A 19,051-nucleotide genomic window follows, 5' to 3' on the forward strand; every position below is an offset into this window, starting at 1 on the left:
GCCTGTCGAAGCACGTGCCCCGGAACACGCCCTTCGACAAGCTCAGGGCGAACGGTTGGGAACCCGTATCCCTCGTCGCCCCGGACTTGATCCGGGGACTCGCTTCCTACTGACGATACAAGAAAAAGCGGGATCCCGGATCAAGTCCGGGATGACGAACCTTGAACCCTATCGCGTTCCACGCCCGCAGCCGCCCGTACCCCGGCGCGCCCGCGGCGCTTCAGCTCCGCCTTCAGCTCTTCGGGTTTAGGCGCAATCAGAAAACCGAAGCTGACGTTGCCGTCCTTCGTCTCGACGACATGGTGGAGCCGGTGCGCCTGGATGATCCGCTTCATATAGGCCGACTTCGGCAGATAGCGCGTCGGCAGCCGCTTGTGGACGATCACGTCGTGGAACCCGAAATAGATCGCGCCATAGGCGGCGATCCCCGCGCCGATCCACGTGAACCCCGGCCACCAGCCGAGCTGCACCCCGCCGAGGATCATCACGAACGACGGCACCGCGAAGATCGCGGCGTACAGATCGTTCAGCTCCCAATTGCCCTGCCGGGCACGATGGTGGCTCTCGTGGAGGAACCAGCCCGGTCCGTGCATCACCCAGCGGTGCATCACATAGGCGAACCCCTCCATCAGCGCGACGGTGGCGAGGAACAGCAGCAGGGCGGGCCAGAACGACATCGCGCGTGCATATAGCCATCGCGCGCGCGTCTCGCTACGTCGGCGCGCATCATGACCGACGATCTCCGAACCGCCGCACTCGACTCCAAGGCCTGGCCGTATGAGGAGGCGCGCAAGCTCCTCAAGCGCTACCCGGACGGGAAACCGGACGGTCAACCGGTGCTGTTCGAGACCGGCTACGGTCCGTCGGGGCTGCCGCACATCGGCACCTTCAACGAGGTGCTGCGCACCACGATGGTCCGCAACGCCTTCCACGCGCTCAGCGACGCACCCACGCGGCTGATCGCGTTCAGCGACGACATGGACGGGCTGCGCAAGGTGCCCGACAACGTCCCCAACGGTGACATGCTGAGGGAGCATCTCGGCAAGCCGTTGACGCGGATTCCCGATCCGTTCGGCAAGTTCGACAGCTTCGCCGCGCACAACAATGCGATGCTGCGCGACTTCCTCGATCGCTACGGCTTCGACTATGAATTCGCCTCCTCGACCGAATATTATACCTCGGGCCGCTTCGACGACGCGATCAGGGGCGTGCTGCGCCACTGGCAGGGCGTGATGGATGTGATGCTGCCGACGCTGCGCGCCGAGCGGCGCGCGACCTATTCGCCGGTGCTGCCGGTCAGCCCCAAGAGCGGCATCGTGCTGCAGGTGCCGGTCGAAGTGATCGACGCCGAAACGGGGCTGATCTCCTTTGAGGACGAGGGCGAACGCATCGAGCAGTCGGCGCTCGACGGATTGTCGAAGCTGCAATGGAAGGTCGACTGGGCAATGCGCTGGGTCGCGCTCGGCGTCGATTACGAGATGGCAGGCAAGGACCTGATCGACTCGGTCGTGCAATCTTCGAAGATCGCGCGCGTGCTCGGTGGTCGCCCGCCCGAAGGCTTCAACTACGAGATGTTCCTTGATGACAAGGGTGAGAAGATCTCCAAGTCGAAGGGCAACGGACTTTCGATCGAGCAATGGCTGACCTACGGCCCTGAGGAAAGCCTCGCTTTCTATATCTATCGCGAGCCCAAGAAGGCCAAGCAGCTCCACATGGGCGTGATTCCGCGCGCGGTGGACGACTACTGGCAGTTCCGCGGCAATTATGCGGGTCAGGCGATCAAGGAGCGGCTCGGCAACCCCGTCCACCATGTCCATGACGGCAAGCTACCCGACGGCAAGTTGCCGGTGACATTCGGGCTGTTGCTCAACCTCGTCGGGGTGATGGGCGAGGGCGCGACGCGCGAGCAGGTGTGGGCGTACCTCGCCAATTACGTCGCCGATGCGACGCCCGCCGCTTACCCCGAACTGGACCGGCTGATCGGCCATGCGCTGGCGTACCATCGCGACCATGTTGCCCCGACGCTGAAGCGCCGCGCGCCCGAGGGCGTCGAGGTTGCGGCGCTCGAAAGGCTCGACGCCGAACTGGCGGCGTTGCCGGAAGAGGCGAGCGCCGAGGATGTGCAAAACATCGTCTACGAGATCGGCAAGACCGGCGGGTTCGCCGAGCTGCGCGATTGGTTCAAGGCACTTTACGAGACGCTGCTGGGGTCGAGCCAGGGGCCACGGATGGGGAGCTTCATCCGCCTCTACGGCATCGCGAACACGCGAAAGCTGATCGCCGAGGCGCTGGGGAAGCAGTAACGCCGCTCATTCCGTGGTTGCGAGCGCAGCGAAGCAATCCAGTGCCGGACCAGGACGGTCTGGATCGCTTCGCTACGCTCGCGATGACGAAAGAGGGGCGTAGCGCTCCCGGATCAAGCCCGCCCTAGAACAAACTCCCATCCGCCGATGGGGACGGTGCCGGCTGCGGCTCGGCCGGGCGCGCCGGAGGCGGGGCAAAGGCGCCGGTGATCGCCGCGGTCTCCAACGTATCGAGCGCCGCGCGTGCGTCGATCCAGCGCCGCGCCGCCGCAGTCCAGTTCGCCGCATCCGCCGCGCCGGGCAGCCGCTCGACCTCCGCCAACGCGGTTTCGACATTGCCGTTGTCGAGCTGCCGCCGCGCGCGCGCCAGCCGGTCCGACGGCAGCGGCGATGGCGTGTCGGCGCGGTGAATGACGACCAGATTGCGCAACTCGCTGCCGATCCCGCTCCACCAATCGCTTGGCCGTGCAAGCAGCATCGGCGTGGCGACGTTGAGACTCTCGCGCAGATCCTCAAGCGTCACCGGCTGGCGCGCGGCGCGGATCACCGTCCCGACCTGTGCCGGCAGCGTCGCGCCGAACCGGCGGCGCAATTCGTTCTCCAGATACCCGAGCCCCGCGCCACGATCGAGCGCGCGTCGTGCCGCGAAGGTTACGAAAATCGCCTCCGCCTTGCCGGCATTGACCGCCGCCTCTGCGGTGTCGGCGTCGGTGCGCGCCGCGCGCGCCTCAAGATTGGCGAGCTGCGCCGCCAGCGTCGCCTCGCGCAGCGCCAGGGTCGCCGCATCGGCGGTGGCTTCGGGCGGCGCGACCGGTGCGACGGTCGGCTTGGCGACGGGCGCATTCGATCCACCGCGCGCGAAGAAGCCGGGCGTGTTGCGCACCGCATAGGCCATCAGCCCCAGCCCGATCAGAAAGGCGAGGATCGCGATCGCCAGCGCCGGGCCGATCCGCGATCGCGTGGGGGTTCGCGTCGTGCCAGGGGGATCGCTCATCCGCCACTTATCCTCGCGCCCGGCGCGCCGGTCAATCAGCTGCGACAACCGCCTGTATCAGGGCGTGATCGTCGGGGCGGTCCGCCACCCTGATGCGTGCCCAGCCCGGTCCCGCCGCCGCGCCGATCGTCGGGCTGAGCGCCGCAAGGCTGATCCGCCAGCGTGGAAGGTCGGCGGCCAGCAGCGCGAAACGCTGCGCGGCGCGAACGGAGTGCAGCATCACCAGCGTGTCGACCGCCGATGCCAGCGCCTCCGGTGCGACCGACAAAGCCTCGCTGGCATAGACGATCAGCGTCGCGACGCCCGGCTGCGCGACATGCTCGCGTCCGGCGAGATGGAGCAAGCGCGGGAAGACGCTGGCACGCGCCACCGCCGCCGCCGCGTCGCCATCTCCGACGATCGCCACGTTGAGCCCGGCCGCACGCGCCGCTGCGGCGGTCGCCGTGCCGACCGCGACCACCGGCAACCTCGCCAGCCGCGCGAGCCCGTCGCCCGCCAGTCGCGCCGCCTGCGCACTGGTGAGCAGCAATGCATCGTAATCTGCCGGATCCGGGGGCGACCACGATAGCGGGACGGCAGCAAACAGCGGCAGCGCCACCGGTTCGATCCCCACCGCCTGAAGCGCCGCGCAGGTGCGTGCGTTGCCCGGTTCGGGCCGCAGCACCAGCGCACGCGTCATCCGAACAGCACGCGGATCGCGGCGGGCGCACGCTCGAGCAGGTCTTCGGCAAGCCGTGCGCCCAGCAACACCGGGTCGGCGCCCTCGGCGATCCCCTCGACCGACTCGGCGCCGTCGGGGGTCAGCAATTGCGCGCGCAGCACCAGCGTCCCCCCCTCGACCACCGCCAGCGCCGCGACCGGCGAATGGCAGTCGGCGCGAAGCCCCGCGAGCAAGGCGCGCTCCGCCGCGACCGCCCGGTGCGTTGCGGCATCGTCGATCGCCGCGACCCGCGCGCGCGCCGGCCCCTCGGCCAGCGTCTCGACTCCGACCGCGCCCTGCGCGGGGGCCGGGAGCATCACGTCCAGCGGGATCGCCACCCCGGTGTCGTGCCGCCCGAGCCGCTCCAGCCCGGCGGCGGCGAGCAAGGTCGCATCGACCTCGCCGGCCGCCAGCTTGCCGAGCCGCGTGTCGACATTGCCGCGGAACAGCACCGCCGAGACGTCGGGGCGCAGCCGGCGCAGCTGCGCGGCGCGGCGCGGGCTGCTGGTGCCGATCACCGCTTTGTCAGGCAGCGTCGCGATCGACGCCGCACCGATCAGCCGGTCACGCACATCGGCGCGCGGCAACGTCGCGGCGATCGCGATCGCATCGGGGCGCAGCGTCTCGACGTCCTTCATCGAATGGACACAGGCGTCGACCTCACCCGCCAGCAGCGCGCGGTCAAGCTCCTTGGTCCACAGCGCCTTGCCGCCGATCTCGGCGAGCGCACGGTCCTGCACGCGGTCGCCGGTGGTGCGGATCGTGACGATCTCGACGTCGTCCCAGCCGTGCGCGGCCATCAGCGCGTCGCGCACCATGCCTGCCTGGGTGAGCGCGAGCGGCGAACCACGGGTACCGAGCCGGAACATGGCCGCGGGTCTTGGCGACTTCGGCGCGCGTGGGCAAGCGTTGCGGCGCCCCAGACGCCGTCGCCCCTGCGCAGGCAGGGGCCTATGTCTGTGGCGTGATGCGATCGGCCTGACACATGCCCGCCTGTATTTGTGTCAGACGATAAGGCAGAACGAGTCAGACATGGGCCCCTGCCTGCGCAGGGGCGACGGTGCGAACGCCGAGGCTCGATAACCGGCGCTCCATCCCCTAGATAGCCGCGATGCTGATCCTCGGGCTCGAATCCTCCTGCGACGAAACCGCCGCCGCTCTCGTCACCGGCGACCGGCAGGTGCTCGCGCACCGGCTCGCCGGGCAGGAGGCCGCGCACCGTCCTTATGGCGGCGTCGTGCCGGAGATCGCGGCGCGCGCGCATGTCGAGGTATTGCAGCCGCTGGTCGAAGCGGCGCTGGCCGATGCGGGAAAGACGCTCGCCGATGTCGACGCGATCGCAGCGACCGCCGGGCCGGGGCTGATCGGCGGCGTCCTGGTCGGGCTGGTGACCGGCAAGGCGCTGGCGCATGCCGCAGGCAAGCCGCTGATCGCGGTCAATCATCTCGAGGGGCATGCGCTCAGCCCGCGGCTCGCCGATCCCGACCTCGGCTTCCCCTATCTGCTGCTGCTCGTCTCGGGCGGGCATTGCCAGTTGCTGCTGGTCGAAGGCGTCGCGCGCTATCGCCGGCTCGCGACGACGATCGACGATGCCGCGGGCGAGGCGTTCGACAAGACCGCCAAGATCCTCGGGCTCGGCTTTCCCGGCGGCCCGGCGGTCGAGTGCGCCGCCGCGGAGGGCGATGCGCGCGCGGTGCCGCTGCCGCGCCCGCTGAAAGGCTCGCCAGAGCCGCATTTCTCCTTCGCCGGGCTCAAGGCGGCGGTGGCGCGGATGGCGCCCGATCACGCCGCCGTTGATGTCGCGGCAAGCTTCCAGCAGGCGGTGGTCGATTGCCTGATCGACCGTACCCGCCGCGCGCTGAGCAGGGCGGACGGCGCGACCGCTTTGGTCGTTGCCGGCGGCGTCGCGGCGAACGGCGCGGTGCGCGCGGCGTTGCAGGCGCTCGCCGCCGAGCACGGGCTGCGCTTCGTCGCGCCACCGGGCTGGCTGTGCACCGACAATGCCGCGATGATCGCGTGGGCGGGTGTGGAGCGCTTCGCCGCCGGGCTGACCGACCCGCTCGACACCGCCGCGCGCGCGCGCTGGCCACTCGATCCGGATGCGGAGAAGGTGCGCGGCGCAGGGGTGAAGGCATGAGCGGCCCGATCGGCGTCATCGGGGCGGGCGCATGGGGCACCGCGCTCGCGCAGGTCGCCGCCAGCAACGGTCATGAGGTGCGGCTATGGGCGCGCGACTTGGCGCTGGTCGATGCGATCAACGCGGATCACGAGAACGCCGCCTATTTGCCCGGCATTCCGCTCTCGCCGCTGATCCGCGCCACCGGCGATCTGGCGTGGGTGGCGGAGGCGGCGGCCAATCTGATCGTCACGCCCGCGCAGGCGATGCGCACGGTGCTGGCGCAGCTGCCCGCCAATGCGCAGGCGCTGGTGGTCTGCTCGAAGGGGATTGAGGCCGGCACGCATCTGCTGATGAGCGAGGTGGCGCAGGAACAGCATCCCGCCTCGCCGGTGCTGGTGCTGTCGGGGCCGACCTTCGCGCATGAGGTGGCGCGCGGGCTGCCGACCGCGGTGACGCTGGCCGGGCACGACCCGGCGACGCGCGCCTTGCTCGCCACCGCGATCGCCGCGCCGCATTTCCGTCCCTATGCGTCGAGCGACGTGATCGGGGCGGAGATCGGTGGCGCCGTCAAGAACGTGCTGGCGATCGCGTGCGGCGTGGTGGACGGCGCCGGCCTCGGGCAGAATGCGCGCGCGGCGCTGATCGCGCGCGGTTTCGCCGAGATGACGCGTTTCGGTGCTGCGAAGGGCGCGCGCGCCGAGACGCTCGCGGGACTGTCGGGGCTTGGCGATCTGGTGCTGACCTGCTCGTCGACCGCGTCGCGCAACTTTTCGCTCGGCGTGGGGATCGGGCGCGGCGAGGCGGCGGTGCACCTGCTCACCAATCGCCGCACCGTCGCGGAGGGCGCCTATACCGCGCCGGTGCTGCTGGAGGCGGCGCAAGCGGCGAGGGTGGAGATGCCGATTACCGCGGCGGTGTGCCGCCTGCTCGCTGGCGAGGCGGTGCGAGGCGTGATCGACGACTTACTGGCACGACCGTTGAAGGAAGAGGTGTAGGGCAATTCGGGCGGGTAGCGCCTCGCACCCACACCGTTCGTCCTGAGCTTGTCGAAGGGCGTGTGCCCAGGCCGGTGCTTCGACAGGCTCAGCACGAACGGTGTTGAAGGCCGTGCGCCCCGCCTCAATCGAATAGGCTGCTGACGCTCGCCTCGTCCGAAATCCGCCGCATCGCCTCGGCGAGCAGCGGCGCGATCGTCAGGTGGCGGATCTTGCCCGCGTCCTTGATCGTATCGTGATTGCCGATCGAATCGGTGATGACCAGTTCGTGCAGCGCCGAGCCTTCGACCCGCGCCACCGCACCGCCCGACAGCACGCCGTGCGAGACATAGGCGACCACGTCCTCCGCCCCCGCTTCCTTCAGCGCGGCGGCGGCGTTGCACAGCGTCCCTGCCGAATCGACGATATCGTCGATCAGGATGCAGAACCGCCCCTCGACGTCGCCGATGATGTTCATCACCTCCGACTCGCCCGCGCGCTCGCGGCGCTTGTCGACGATCGCCAGCGGGGCGTTGTCGAGCCGCTTCGACAGCGCGCGGGCGCGCACCACGCCGCCGACGTCAGGCGAAACGACCATCAAATTCTTCTCGCCGAAGCGCGCGCGGATGTCCTGCGACATCACCGGCGCGGCGAAGAGATTGTCGGTCGGGATGTCGAAGAAACCCTGAATCTGCCCGGCGTGCAGGTCGACCGACAGCACGCGGTCGGCACCCGCGGTCGTGACCAGATTGGCGACCAGCTTGGCCGAGATCGGCGTGCGCGGCCCCGGCTTCCGATCCTGACGCGCATAGCCGAAATAGGGAAGGACGGCGGTGATCCGCTTGGCCGACGCGCGCTTCAGCGCGTCGATCATGATCAGCAATTCCATCAAATTGTCGTTGACCGGATAGCTGGTCGACTGGACGACGAACACGTCCTCCCCGCGAACGTTCTCCATGATTTCGACGAAGATTTCCTCATCGGCGAAACGGCGCACCAGCGCCTCGGTCAACGGCACCTCCAGATAGTCGGAGATCGCACGCGCCAGCGGCAGGTTGGAATTGCCGGTCATCAATTTCATGGACGAACACCCTTTCGTGCGGGCTCGTGTAGGCGCGGGGGCTGGCGAGGGGAAGGGGGGGCGCGTAAGCGCTGACCCATGACCGTCATCACCCGCTTCGCTCCCTCGCCGACCGGCACACTGCACGTCGGCAACATTCGCACCGCGCTGCACAACTGGATGTGGGCGCGTGCGCAGGGCGGCCGATTCCTGCTGCGCATCGACGATACCGATGCGGAGCGCAGCGAGGAACGGTTCGTCGACGCGATCCGCGCTGATCTCGCCTGGCTGGGGCTCCATCCCGATGCCGAGGAGCGCCAGTCGGCGCGCACTGCCCGCTACGAGGAAGTGTTCGAGGAATTGCGCGCCGCCGGGCACATCTACCCGGCCTATGAAACCGCGCAGGAACTGGACCTCAAGCGCAAGATCCTGCGCGGGCGCGGGCTGCCGCCGGTCTATGATCGCGCGGCGCTGGCGCTGACCGAGGCCGAGCGCGCGACGATGGAGGCGGAGGGCGTGCGCCCGCACTGGCGTTTCCGCCTTGATCACGCGACGCCGATCGCATGGACCGACCTGATCCGCGGGCCTCAAGCGTTCGATGCGGCGACGATGAGCGACCCGGTGATCCGCCGCGCGGATGGTTCGTGGCTTTACATGCTGCCCTCGGCGATCGACGACCGCGACATGGGTGTGACGCATGTCGTGCGCGGCGAGGATCACGTCACCAATACCGCGCTGCAACTGCAGATGTTCGCCGCGATGGGCGCGACCCCGCCCGCCTTCGCGCACGAGGCGTTGCTCACTGGAGCGGAAGGCAAATTGTCGAAGCGGCTCGGCAGCCTCGGGGTCGATGCGCTGCGTGACGCGGGGATCGAGCCCGCCGCGATCGTCGCGCTGCTGGCACGGCTCGGCACCAGCCAGCCGGTCGAGCCGCATCTCGACCCTGCGCCGCTGCTCGACGCCTTCGACTTCGCGCATTTCGGGCGTGCGCCGGCAAAGTTCGACGAGCGTGAGCTGGCGCAGGTCAATGCGCGGATCGTCCACCAATTGCCGTTCGACGCGGTCGCCGACCGCCTCTCCGCCGGGATCGACGCGGCGGTGTGGGAAGCGATCCGCCCCAATCTCGAGACGGTCGCGGGTGCCGCCGACTGGTGGCAGGTGATCGAGGGGCCGATCGAAGCGCCCGCGGCCGGGGAAGACGCCGGCTATCTCGCGCAGGCGGCAGAGGTCGCGCGCACGATCGACTGGGCCGGCGACCCGTGGCACGCGCTGACCGCGGCGCTGAAGGACGCGACCGGGCGCAAGGGCAAGCCGCTGTTCCTGCCGCTGCGCCGCGCGCTCACCGGACGCGATCACGGGCCGGACATGGCGGCGCTGCTCCCGCTGATCGGGCGCGACCGCGCGATCGCACGACTGGACTCGAACAGCCGCGGCTGACGTCCTATATCCTCGCGCATGCGACAGTTCCTCGCCCGTATTTCGCCGGTGCGCGCCACGCGCGACCTGCGCTACTTCCTCCAGACGCGCGAGCGCTACGAGTGGAGCTTCTTCGCGCTGTCGGTCGCGGTGACGGCGGTGGTGATTTGGGCGTTCTTCTACGATTCCTACGCCGAGAAGGAATATCGCCCCAACATTGTCTACTTCCAGCAGTGGAAGCTCGACCGCACCGATGCCGAGATCGTCGCGCAGCAGAAGATCGACAAGCCGATCCGCGATGCCGAGATCGCCGCGCAGAAGGCGCGCGAGGAAAAGCTGCGCGCGGGGTTCAAGCGGCTCGACGACAAGCTCAACGACATGGGCATCTGATCCGTTGAACGACGATGCGCGCTGGATGGCCGCCGCGCTCGCGCTGGCGGGGCGGACGCGCGGGCGGACGACGCCCAACCCCAATGTCGGGTGTGTGATCGTGCGCGACGGCCGCGTCGTCGGGCGGGGCTGGACGCAAGCCGGTGGACGGCCGCATGCCGAGGCGATGGCGCTTGGTGAAGCCCGTGACGCGGCGCGGGGCGCGACCGCCTATGTCACGCTCGAACCCTGCGCGCATCGCAGCACCCGCGGCCCCGCCTGCGCCGATCTGCTCGTCACTGCCGGGGTCGGGCGCGTCGTCGCGGCGGTCGGCGACCCCGATCCGCGCACCGATGGCGGCGGCTTCGCCCGGTTGCAGGCTGCGGGTATCGCGGTGGAGATTGGCGTGCTGGCGGAGGCGGCGCAGCGGTTGATGGCGGGCTTCCTCACCCGTCGCGCGCTGGGCCGCCCGCACGTCACGCTCAAGCTCGCGCTGTCGCTCGACGGCGCGGCGGCGCTGGCGGACGGACGCAGCCGGTGGATCACCGGCCCGGAAGCGCGCGCCCACACGCATCTCGAACGCAGCCGCCACGACGCGATCCTCGTCGGCCGCGGGACGTGGGAGGCGGATCGTCCCCGCCTCGATGTGCGGTTGCCGGGGCTGGAGGGTCGTTCGCCGCTACGCGTGGTGCTTTCCGCGAAGGGACGTCATTGCGAGCGTAGCGAAGCAATCCAGGGCCCCACCCCGGACGCTCTGGATCGCGTTGCTTCGCTCGCGATGACGGCACCGATCTGGATTAACGCGCCCGAAGCGATCTCCACTCTCCCCGCCGACCACCTCTTCGTCGAAGGCGGCGCGCAGACCGCCGCCGCGTTCCTCCGCGCCGACCGCGTCGACCGCCTGCTCCTCTATCGCGCCCCGCTCCTGATCGGCGGCGGGCGGACGCTTCCCGACTTCGGGCTGACCGATCTCGCCGACGCGCACGGCCGCTGGACGCTCGCCGATCAGCGCCAGCTTGGCAGCGACCGGCTCGAAGTCTACGAGCGCGCCTGAAAGGCCTATCCCATGTTCACCGGCATCGTCACCGACATCGGCACCATCGACAGCGTGGAGGAACGCGGTGACCGGCGCGTCACGATCGCCACCGCCTACGACACCGCCGCGATCGACCTTGGCGCATCGATCAGCTGTTCGGGCGTATGCCTGACGGTGGTCGACATCCGCCCGGGCCAGTTCGTCGTCGACGTGTCGGGTGAGACGGTCGCGCGCACCGCCCACGACCAATGGCAACCCGGACGCCGCCTCAACCTCGAACGCGCGATGAAGCTCGGCGATGAACTCGGCGGGCACATCGTCACGGGCCATGTCGATGGCGTCGCCGAGGTGATCGGCGTGTGCGCCGACGGCGATTCGAAACGCATCGGCTTCCGCGTCGACGCCGCGCTCGCGCCGTTTCTCGCCCCCAAGGGCTCGGTGACGATCGACGGCGTATCGCTGACCGTCAACGAAGTACGCGACGAGAGCGACGGCACGCATTTCGCGATCAACCTGATCCCGCATACGCAGGCGGTGACGACGCTCGGCGCGCTGGCGGCGGGGCACGCCGTCAACGTCGAGATCGACGTCCTCGCCCGCTATCTGCAACGCATGGAGCATTATCGTGGCCGCTAAGTCCGCCGAACTCGCGCGCCTGCGCCACGGCTATCTGTCGACCCCCGAAGAGATCATCGACGAGGCGCGCAACGGCCGGATGTTCATCCTGGTCGACGACGAGGATCGCGAGAACGAGGGCGATCTGGTCATCCCCGCGCAGATGGCGACGCCCGAGAAGATCAACTTCATGGCCCGCCACGGTCGCGGGCTGATCTGTCTGGCGATGACCAAGACGCGCGTCGAGGACCTCGGGCTCGACCTGATGAGCCGCAACAACGGCACGCGCCACGAAACCGCCTTCACGGTCTCGATCGAGGCGCGCGAGGGCGTGACGACCGGTATCTCCGCCGCCGACCGCGCCTGCACGATCGCGGTGGCAATCGATTCGACCAAGGACCGCACCGACATCGTCACGCCGGGGCACGTCTTCCCGCTGGTCGCGCGCGACGGCGGCGTGCTGGTGCGCGCCGGCCATACCGAGGCGGCGGTCGACGTGTCGCGGCTCGCCGGGCTCAATCCCTCGGGCGTGATCTGCGAGATCATGAACGAGGACGGCACGATGGCGCGGCTCGACGATCTCGTGTCGTTCGCGCAGCTCCACAATCTCAAGATCGGCACGATCCGCGACCTGATCGCCTATCGCCGCCGCCACGACCATCTGGTCGAGCTGGTCAGCGAGGCGCCGTTCACCAGCCGCTGGGGCGGCGACTGGACGGTGCGCGCCTACCGCAACAAGGCGACCGGCACCGAACAGATCGCGCTGGTGAAGGGGCGCGTCGACCCGACCCGCCCCACGCTGGTGCGGATGCACGCGCTTTCGCCCTTCGCCGATCTGTTCGGCGAGGAAGGCGAGCGCAGCCGGATGCTCTCGCGCTCGATGGAGCTGATCGCCGCGGAAGGCGCGGGCGTGATCGTCGTCATCAACCGCCAGCGCGCCGATTCCTTCACCACCGCGGTGCGGCTGAAGGCCGGCGAGCAGGCAACGGTCGATATGGAGGAACTGCGCGATTACGGTGTCGGCGCGATGATCCTCGCCGAGCTGGGCGTGCACGACATGGTGCTGCTCACCAACACGCATCACACATTGGTCGGGCTCGACGGCTATGGGCTGTCGATCGTCGGCGAACGGAAGGTGGATTGATGGCCAACGTCCTCATCGTCGAAGCGCGCTTCTACGATCATCTCAACGACATGCTGGTCGCCGGCGCGACCGCGGCGGTCGAGGCGGCGGGTCATCGCGCCGAGGTGCTGACCGTCCCCGGCGCGCTCGAAGTACCCGGCGCGATCGCGCTGGCGGCGGAGAGCGGACGCTATGACGCGTTCGTCGCGCTCGGCGTCGTGATCCGCGGCGAGACTTATCATTTCGAGATCGTCGCCAACGAAAGCGCGCGCGGGATCATGGCGTTGACCATGGACGGTGTGCCGATCGGCAACGGCATCCTCACCACCGAGAACGAGGCGCAAGCGATTGTCCGCGCCGACCCCGCGCAGCTCGACAAGGGCGGCGCGGCAGCCAAGGCGGCACTGGCGATGCTCGACCTCAAGGAGCGGCTCGGCTGACACACCGTCATCCTGGGCGTCGCTTCAGCGTCGTGCGATCAGCAATTCCGTGGTCTTGGCAATCGTAAAGACCTCTGACCGCCGGAACGCTGCCTCGACCGCTTCGGCAAGCTTCGTCGTGGCACCGGGCGCGTCCGCTTCGGGAAGGCTGGTCAGGTAGCCGAGCAGATCGACCGGATCGGTGACCCGCAGCGTGTCATCGTAGCGTCGCACCTCGACCGCGCCGAATTGCGTCTGCATCAGCGCCAGACCATCCTCCGAGGACAAAGGCGCCGGACGTGTCGACGTACGGCCGAGCGCCTGCTCAACGAGCCCGCTCAACGCCGCCATCGTCCCGGCGCGGTTGAGCACCACCGCCACCTTGCCGCCCGGCCGGGTCACGCGCGCCAGCTCGGCCAAGCCCCCGGCGGGGTCAGCAAGATGATAGAGCATGTGGATCGCCAGCGCCGTGTCGATGCTACCATCCGCGAACGGCAACGCCGCCGCATCGCCGACGATCGCCGTCACGTCGCTCCACCGTCCGTCGGCGCGCACCGTCGCATCTGCGGCGGCGACCATCCCCGGCGAATTGTCGACCAGCCGCAGCACGAGGTCGTCGGGAACATTGCGTGGTGCATTCCGCCACAGCGCGCCGGCGCCACAACCGACATCCGCCACCACGCTGCCCGGCGCGAACGCGATCTCTTCGGCCAGCCACGCGAACCAGTCACCCCGGCCGTACCGCTGGTGGAGCACCGCGCGCGCCTCCAGCCGATCGGGAAAGCGATACTGCACCTCGCGCAGATAGCGTGCTTCGTCGTCGGTCATCGTCGCTCCGACCATGGCATGACGTCGCTTATCCTTAAGACCTCGACAATCGGCGCGGCAGAGTTTCGCCGACCGACAATGGCGACGCGGACAGCCTTACAGACACGTCACCGGCCCACCCTTCGTTCCCCTCGACTTGGCGCACAGCAGGATCGGGTGCGTGTCGACCAGCCGCAGGGCGCGGACCATCTTCTCGGTCGCGGTCTTGTAGGTCAGGAAATGCGGCGCATGGATATGCGCTTCATAGGCGGCGCGGCTGGCATAGACCTCGAGCAGCCGGATCTGGGTCGGATCGTCCGCGATCTGCACCGAATGGAGCATCAGGACGCCCGGCTCCTTGCGCACCGACGCTTCCTGCTCGGTGGCGAGGATCGCCTTGTACGCTTCGAGCTGCACCGGATCGACCGACACCTCGGCGATCCGCACCATCATGCCGGGGTCGCCCGGTCCGGCCTGCGCCATGCCGGCACCGGCCAGCGCCAGCGCCGCGGCGCTGCCCTTGCGGATCACGTCTCTCATCTCGCCCTCCTGCGGTCGCCTTGCCGCCGGAAACAGCCTAGAACCAACCACCTGACGCGTCTGCCCCGCTTCGGAGGCAGGCTGTCGCAAGGATGCGCCAATGGATGAAGCGCCGCCGGCCACGACCGCGCTGGCCACGGCAGAGCGGCTCTTCCGCGACGGGATGGTGGGCGAGGGCGAGGACATCGCCGCCTTCCTCGACCGGTCCGCGGCCCGGCTGGCGCGCGCCTATCACCACGGCGAGCTGTCCTATGCGGTGTGCGACAGCATCGCGGGCGAACTGTGGGGGCTCTTGCAGGGCCTGTGGCTCGACGGTGTCGCGCATCGCTGGCCCGCGCTGTTCCAGCAGGTTCATGACGCGTTCGAAGCCGGCGCCTATCACGCGCGCGCCGATGGCTCCGACGATCCGGTCGCGACCTACACCGATCCGGCGATCGCCGCGATCGTGGCGGCGCTCGACCAGGCCGATTGACGCTGTCCTACATCCGCCAACGCGCGGCATGGAAGACCCATGATCGCTCCTGCACCAATGTTGAGAAACGCCGCCAGCGTCTCAACATTCGCAACATCCGCGGGGTCAGCCGAGCCGCTCGATCAACGCCATCGCAGCGTGCGGCGCACGAACTTTCGCGCCGTTTATCATGAAGATGAACGTGTCGCGCGGCTGCTTTGGCGCAGGTTCGGCGACATAGGGCAGCCCGTCTGGGCTTCTGCCAGCGGCCCAATCCCGCGCGATGTCGCGCCAGCGGTCGAGCGCCGCCGGGGCATAGCCGGTCGGTTCCGCCTTGCGCGCATCCTCCAGCCGCGCATAGACGAAGTCGCCCGACACATCCGCCAGCGCCGGGTAATCGGCCGAATCGCCATGAACGATCGCCACGCCGGCGGCGCGGCACAGGGTGACGAACGCCGGGGTCGCAAAGCTCTCGTGCCGCACCTGGATCGCATGGCGCAGCGGCAAACCGGCCTTGCTGGCGGGGAGCAGCTTCAGGAACGCGGCGATGTCGTCGGCATCGAACTTCCGCGTCGCGGGCAGCTGCCACAGGATAGGGCCGAGCATGTCGCCCAGCTCGACGATCCCCTGTCCGACGAAGCGCGCGATCGACTCGCCGGCCTCGGCCAGCACCTTGCGCGTCACGCAATAGCGCGACGCCTTGAGCGCGAAGACGAACCCCTCCGGCGCGGTCTCGCGCCAGCCGGCAAAGGTCGCGGGCTTGAACGAGGAATAGAAGGTGCCGTTGACCTCGATCGCGGTGACATGGCGGCTCGCGTATTCCAGCTCGCGCTTCTGCGGCCATTTGTCGGGATAGAAGGTCCCACGCCACGGCTCATAGGTCCAGCCGCCGATGCCCACGCGAATCGAAGAAGCCGTCATCGCACTGGCGTGCCGGGTTGCCGCGTTTTTGTCGACCCGGCGCGGCGTTCGGCGGCATGCGCCTCGGCGCGGGTCAACAGCGCGTCGAGATCCTCGGGGGCGATGTCGAACGTCTCGTGCAGGTCGGCGAGCGCCGCGTCGATATCGGCGGCGTGCAGGCCGACGGCGGGGGCCGTGACCGCCGCGGCGGCACGGTGCGGATAGCTGTGGCGGGTCATGCGATGATAGAGGATGCCGAGCGCGACCAGCGCGACCGAGTTGATCCCGACCGGCGCGAACGCGAAGGTCCAGCCCGCGGCATGGATGCCGGGGCTGCCGATCACCGCGGTCAGCGCCGCCGCGCCGCCGGGCGGGTGGAGGCAGCGCAGCAGCGACATGGCGAGGATCGCGCCGCCGACCGCCACGCCCGCCGCCAGCGCGGTCTGCGGGATCAGGTGATAGGCGGCCACTCCGACCAGCGCCGAGACGACGTTGCCGCCGATCACCGACCATGGCTGCGCGAGCGGGCTGGCGGGCACCGCGAAGACCAGCACCGCCGAGGCACCGAGCGGCGCGACGATGATCGGCAGATCGGCGTGGCTCAGCGGCAGCCGCGCACAGACGAGGAAGGTGAGCGCAAGGCACAGCGCCGCACCGAGGCAGGCGAGCAACCGCGCCGGCCAATGCGCACCGGCGAGCAGCAGCGAGAGGAACGGCATCATCCGCGCGCCCGTAGCGCAGCGCCGCCGCGTCGTCACGGTCGATGGCGTAAAGAGCGCGCGCAGAAACGTGCAAGGTCCCCGAAGGGAAAACGCGCTTGTCTGTCGAAAAACTGGAGCGGGCGAAGGGATTCGAACCCTCGACCCCAACCTTGGCAAGGTTGTGCTCTACCCCTGAGCTACGCCCGCTCTGGCGCCGTGACCGGAAGCATTTGGCTGCTCCCGCCGGGTGAGGTGGCGCCACTAGCAGCGGTGTCCGGACCCCGCAACAGCTTTTTGACAAGCGGATGCGTTTTTCCGTGCCGCGAATTGACCGGGTCCGGCGCGGCCCCTACGTCCTGCGGGCATGACCGCCCCTACGATCCTGCTTGTCGAGGACGATCCGTCGCTCCGAATGCTCACCGCCCGCGCGCTTCAGGAGAATGGCTTCGCCGTCCGTCCTGCCTCTGCTGCGCCGGAAATGTGGCTGGCGCTCGATTCTGGGCCGGTCGATCTCGTGCTGCTCGACATCATGTTGCCGGGGACGAGCGGGATCGATCTGTGCCGCTCGCTGCGCCAGAAGAGCGACGTGCCGATCATCTTCATGTCGGCGCGCGCCAGCGAAACCGACCGGGTGGTCGGGCTGGAACTGGGTGCGGACGATTACATCGCCAAGCCGTTCGGGACGCGCGAACTGGTCGCCCGGGTGCGTGCGGTGCTGCGGCGGCCGGCGCTCGACCGGCGCGCGGGGGCAGGCGATCAGGGGATGCTGACCTTCGACGGCTGGACGGTGAACCTGCCGCGCCGCGAACTCGCTTCGCCGAGCGGTGCGATCGTCGACCTGACCGGCGCGGAATTCGATCTGTTGGTGGTGCTCGCCGATCACGCGCAGCGCGTGATCGCGCGCGAGCGGCTGATCGAGCTAAGCCGCACGCGGCTGGGCGACAGTTCGGACCGCTCGATCGACGTGCTGGTCAGCCGCTTGCGCCGGAAGCTGGGCAGCGCGGGCGCGCCGGCGCCGATCGTGACGGTGCGCGGGGTCGGCTATATGCTCAACGCTCCCGTCGAGCGCAGCTGAGCGCATGACCTTCCTGCGCCGCCCGGCAGTCGGCCTGCTGGGGCAGGTGCTGGGCATCCTGTTGCTGACGCTGGTGATCGAATTCGGCGCCAGCACCTTGCTTTACGAGCGCGCCAGCGGGTTCGCGGTGCGCGACGATGAGGCGAACCGGCTCGCCGAGCATCTGGTCATCAGCCGCCGTCTGATCGCCGAGCGCCCACAGCTCGAGCGACCGGCGATGGCCGCCGAGCTGACGACCGATCGATATGCGCTGCAATGGAGCGCCACCTTGCCGGCGGTGCCGGCGATCGCGCCGGCGCTCGACGAGATGCATCGGCAAGTCCTCGAATGGGAGCCTTCGCTGGCGACGGGTGATCTATGGCTGCGGCTGCAATCGCCGGGGCGGCGATCGGTCGTGACCGGCGGGTTGCAGCTAGACGACGGAAGTTGGCTCTTTTTTCGCACGCGGCAGCCGATCGCCAACCTCAATTTGTCGTTCGAGCGGATCGCGCTGGCGATGGTGCCGGCGATCGCGTTGATGCTGCTGGGCGCGCTGCTGCTGCGGCGCGTGCTGCTGCCGTTGCGGCGGCTGGCGACCGCGGCGGACCGGGTCGGGCACGGAATTGTCGAGCATGTCGAAGAGGATGGGCCGGGCGAGGTGCGGCGGGTCATCACCGCGTTCAACCGGATGCAGGACCGGATCCAGGCGCTGATCGCGGGACGGACGCAGGCCTTGGCCGCGGTCGGTCACGATCTGCGGACCCCGCTCGCGCGGCTGCACTTGCGGACCGAGGCATTGCCGAACATCGAGACGCGCGACGCAATCGTCCGCGATGTCAGTGAGATGGAGGCGATGATCACCTCGCTGCTCGCCTTTCTCGGCGGGTCGGCGGAGCCGGAGCCGACCAGCGTCGTCGATCTGGCGGTGCTGTGCGCGACGCTGGCCGACGATGCCGAGGATCGCGGGCGGGTGGCGACTTATGACGGCCCCGATCATTGCGAGTGGCGGCTGCGGCGCGTCGGATTCAAGCGGGCGTTGGTCAATCTGGTCGAAAATGCCCTGCATTATGGCGACTCGGTTGCAATCAGGCTCATGACCGACCGCCCCGGTGCGGTGATTCGCATCGAAGATGACGGACCGGGAATTCCCGACGAGGAACTCGAGCATGTGCTCGAACCGTTCGTGCGGCTCGACCCCGCGCGATCGCGCGATACGGTGGGGTTCGGATTGGGGCTGTCGATCGTCCAGCTGGCGGTGGCGGAGGAAGGCGGTCGGTTGACGCTCGCCAACCGCGATGGCGGCGGGCTGTGTGCCGAGATCGGGCTGCCGCCGCAGGAAACGAAATGACACGGACGCGCCGCACGGCAGCAAGGAGCCGGCCGTAAGACCTGATCGGTTAGCATCAGGAGAGTCGACGTGGCCATCGCAGGCGAACGCCCCCATGTGATCGCCGCGCGATCGTTCCGGCT

21 protein-coding genes and 1 tRNA gene are annotated in these 19,051 nt (G+C 69.0%); 12 read left to right on the top strand and 10 right to left on the bottom strand.

Features of this window, described 5'->3' with window-relative positions; genetic code table 11:
* Positions 1 to 140: 140 nt before the first annotated feature.
* Positions 141 to 677: a sterol desaturase family protein gene (locus PGN12_03615; GenBank protein MEH3102972.1), complete on the bottom strand. Its 537-nt coding sequence runs from the start codon at positions 675 to 677 to the stop codon at positions 141 to 143.
* 51 nt (positions 678 to 728) lie between these two features.
* Here PGN12_03615 and PGN12_03620 point away from each other — a divergent pair, with 51 nt between their 5' ends.
* A complete protein-coding gene (locus PGN12_03620) occupies positions 729 to 2,303 on the top strand; it encodes a lysine--tRNA ligase (protein ID MEH3102973.1) in 1,575 nt (524 codons plus the stop codon).
* Positions 2,304 to 2,427: 124 nt separating this feature from the next.
* On the opposite strand, the gene PGN12_03625 is transcribed toward PGN12_03620, so the two are convergent.
* Genes PGN12_03625 through hemC form a run of 3 tightly spaced genes read right to left on the bottom strand, consistent with a single transcriptional unit; the run spans position 2,428 to position 4,866 of the window.
* Positions 2,428 to 3,297, bottom strand: coding sequence for a hypothetical protein (locus PGN12_03625; GenBank protein ID MEH3102974.1), 870 nt, complete (start codon positions 3,295 to 3,297; stop codon positions 2,428 to 2,430).
* Between the two features lie 31 nt (positions 3,298 to 3,328).
* Positions 3,329 to 3,976, bottom strand: coding sequence for a uroporphyrinogen-III synthase (locus tag PGN12_03630; protein ID MEH3102975.1), 648 nt, complete (start codon positions 3,974 to 3,976; stop codon positions 3,329 to 3,331).
* Positions 3,973 to 4,866, bottom strand: coding sequence for a hydroxymethylbilane synthase (gene hemC, locus PGN12_03635; GenBank protein MEH3102976.1), 894 nt, complete (start codon positions 4,864 to 4,866; stop codon positions 3,973 to 3,975). The genes PGN12_03630 and hemC overlap by 4 nt, the downstream gene beginning before the upstream one ends.
* Positions 4,867 to 5,108: 242 nt before the next feature.
* On the opposite strand from hemC, the gene tsaD reads away from it, so the two are divergent.
* Complete coding sequence (gene tsaD, locus PGN12_03640; protein MEH3102977.1) at positions 5,109 to 6,134, top strand: tRNA (adenosine(37)-N6)-threonylcarbamoyltransferase complex transferase subunit TsaD; 1,026 nt, start codon at positions 5,109 to 5,111, stop codon at positions 6,132 to 6,134.
* The gene (locus tag PGN12_03645; GenBank protein MEH3102978.1) at positions 6,131 to 7,111 is read left to right on the top strand and encodes an NAD(P)-dependent glycerol-3-phosphate dehydrogenase; all 981 of its coding nucleotides are present in this window, start codon (positions 6,131 to 6,133) and stop codon (positions 7,109 to 7,111) included. Before tsaD ends, PGN12_03645 begins: the two co-directional genes overlap by 4 nt.
* A 124-nt stretch (positions 7,112 to 7,235) precedes the next feature.
* Here PGN12_03645 and PGN12_03650 read toward each other — a convergent pair whose 3' ends face one another.
* Positions 7,236 to 8,171 carry a ribose-phosphate pyrophosphokinase gene (locus PGN12_03650; protein MEH3102979.1) on the bottom strand — a complete coding sequence of 312 codons (936 nt, stop codon included), beginning with the start codon at positions 8,169 to 8,171 and terminating at the stop codon, positions 7,236 to 7,238.
* Positions 8,172 to 8,249: 78 nt separating this feature from the next.
* Between PGN12_03650 and PGN12_03655 the strand changes: the two genes are divergently transcribed.
* The 6 genes from PGN12_03655 to ribH are packed head-to-tail and all read left to right on the top strand — an operon-like array spanning position 8,250 to position 13,149.
* Positions 8,250 to 9,587: a glutamate--tRNA ligase gene (locus PGN12_03655; protein MEH3102980.1), complete on the top strand. Its 1,338-nt coding sequence runs from the start codon at positions 8,250 to 8,252 to the stop codon at positions 9,585 to 9,587.
* Positions 9,588 to 9,605: 18 nt separating this feature from the next.
* Positions 9,606 to 9,956 (top strand): hypothetical protein, encoded by a 351-nt coding sequence (locus PGN12_03660; protein MEH3102981.1) that lies wholly within the window; start codon positions 9,606 to 9,608, stop codon positions 9,954 to 9,956.
* A gap of 4 nt (positions 9,957 to 9,960) precedes the next feature.
* A complete protein-coding gene (gene ribD, locus PGN12_03665; protein ID MEH3102982.1) occupies positions 9,961 to 10,989 on the top strand; it encodes a bifunctional diaminohydroxyphosphoribosylaminopyrimidine deaminase/5-amino-6-(5-phosphoribosylamino)uracil reductase RibD in 1,029 nt (342 codons plus the stop codon).
* Between the two features lie 12 nt (positions 10,990 to 11,001).
* Positions 11,002 to 11,607 (top strand): riboflavin synthase, encoded by a 606-nt coding sequence (locus PGN12_03670; GenBank protein MEH3102983.1) that lies wholly within the window; start codon positions 11,002 to 11,004, stop codon positions 11,605 to 11,607.
* Entirely contained in the window at positions 11,597 to 12,730 is a 1,134-nt protein-coding gene (gene ribB, locus PGN12_03675) for a 3,4-dihydroxy-2-butanone-4-phosphate synthase (GenBank protein ID MEH3102984.1), read from the top strand. Before PGN12_03670 ends, ribB begins: the two co-directional genes overlap by 11 nt.
* Entirely contained in the window at positions 12,730 to 13,149 is a 420-nt protein-coding gene (gene ribH / locus PGN12_03680) for a 6,7-dimethyl-8-ribityllumazine synthase (GenBank protein ID MEH3102985.1), read from the top strand. The genes ribB and ribH overlap by 1 nt, the downstream gene beginning before the upstream one ends.
* A gap of 24 nt (positions 13,150 to 13,173) precedes the next feature.
* Here ribH and PGN12_03685 read toward each other — a convergent pair whose 3' ends face one another.
* A complete protein-coding gene (locus PGN12_03685) occupies positions 13,174 to 13,956 on the bottom strand; it encodes a class I SAM-dependent methyltransferase (GenBank protein MEH3102986.1) in 783 nt (260 codons plus the stop codon).
* Between the two features lie 96 nt (positions 13,957 to 14,052).
* The gene (locus PGN12_03690; GenBank protein MEH3102987.1) at positions 14,053 to 14,475 is read right to left on the bottom strand and encodes a putative quinol monooxygenase; all 423 of its coding nucleotides are present in this window, start codon (positions 14,473 to 14,475) and stop codon (positions 14,053 to 14,055) included.
* A 100-nt stretch (positions 14,476 to 14,575) separates the two neighbouring features.
* Between PGN12_03690 and PGN12_03695 the strand changes: the two genes are divergently transcribed.
* Positions 14,576 to 14,947, top strand: coding sequence for a hypothetical protein (locus tag PGN12_03695; GenBank protein MEH3102988.1), 372 nt, complete (start codon positions 14,576 to 14,578; stop codon positions 14,945 to 14,947).
* Positions 14,948 to 15,052: 105 nt separating this feature from the next.
* On the opposite strand, the gene PGN12_03700 is transcribed toward PGN12_03695, so the two are convergent.
* From PGN12_03700 to PGN12_03710, 3 genes are all read right to left on the bottom strand, one after another.
* Positions 15,053 to 15,847 carry a DUF72 domain-containing protein gene (locus PGN12_03700; protein MEH3102989.1) on the bottom strand — a complete coding sequence of 265 codons (795 nt, stop codon included), beginning with the start codon at positions 15,845 to 15,847 and terminating at the stop codon, positions 15,053 to 15,055.
* The gene (locus PGN12_03705) at positions 15,844 to 16,545 is read right to left on the bottom strand and encodes an HPP family protein (protein MEH3102990.1); all 702 of its coding nucleotides are present in this window, start codon (positions 16,543 to 16,545) and stop codon (positions 15,844 to 15,846) included. Before PGN12_03705 ends, PGN12_03700 begins: the two co-directional genes overlap by 4 nt.
* 114 nt (positions 16,546 to 16,659) lie before the next feature.
* A tRNA-Gly gene (locus PGN12_03710) sits at positions 16,660 to 16,734 on the bottom strand.
* Positions 16,735 to 16,891: 157 nt separating this feature from the next.
* On the opposite strand from PGN12_03710, the gene PGN12_03715 reads away from it, so the two are divergent.
* Together PGN12_03715 and PGN12_03720 are read left to right on the top strand one after the other, a co-directional pair.
* Entirely contained in the window at positions 16,892 to 17,602 is a 711-nt protein-coding gene (locus PGN12_03715; protein ID MEH3102991.1) for a response regulator transcription factor, read from the top strand.
* 4 nt (positions 17,603 to 17,606) lie between these two features.
* Positions 17,607 to 18,929, top strand: coding sequence for an ATP-binding protein (locus tag PGN12_03720; GenBank protein MEH3102992.1), 1,323 nt, complete (start codon positions 17,607 to 17,609; stop codon positions 18,927 to 18,929).
* Positions 18,930 to 19,051: the final 122 nt, after the last annotated feature.

The sequence above is a fragment of the Sphingomonas phyllosphaerae genome (assembly GCA_036946405.1).
Lineage (GTDB): Bacteria > Pseudomonadota > Alphaproteobacteria > Sphingomonadales > Sphingomonadaceae > Sphingomonas > Sphingomonas phyllosphaerae_D.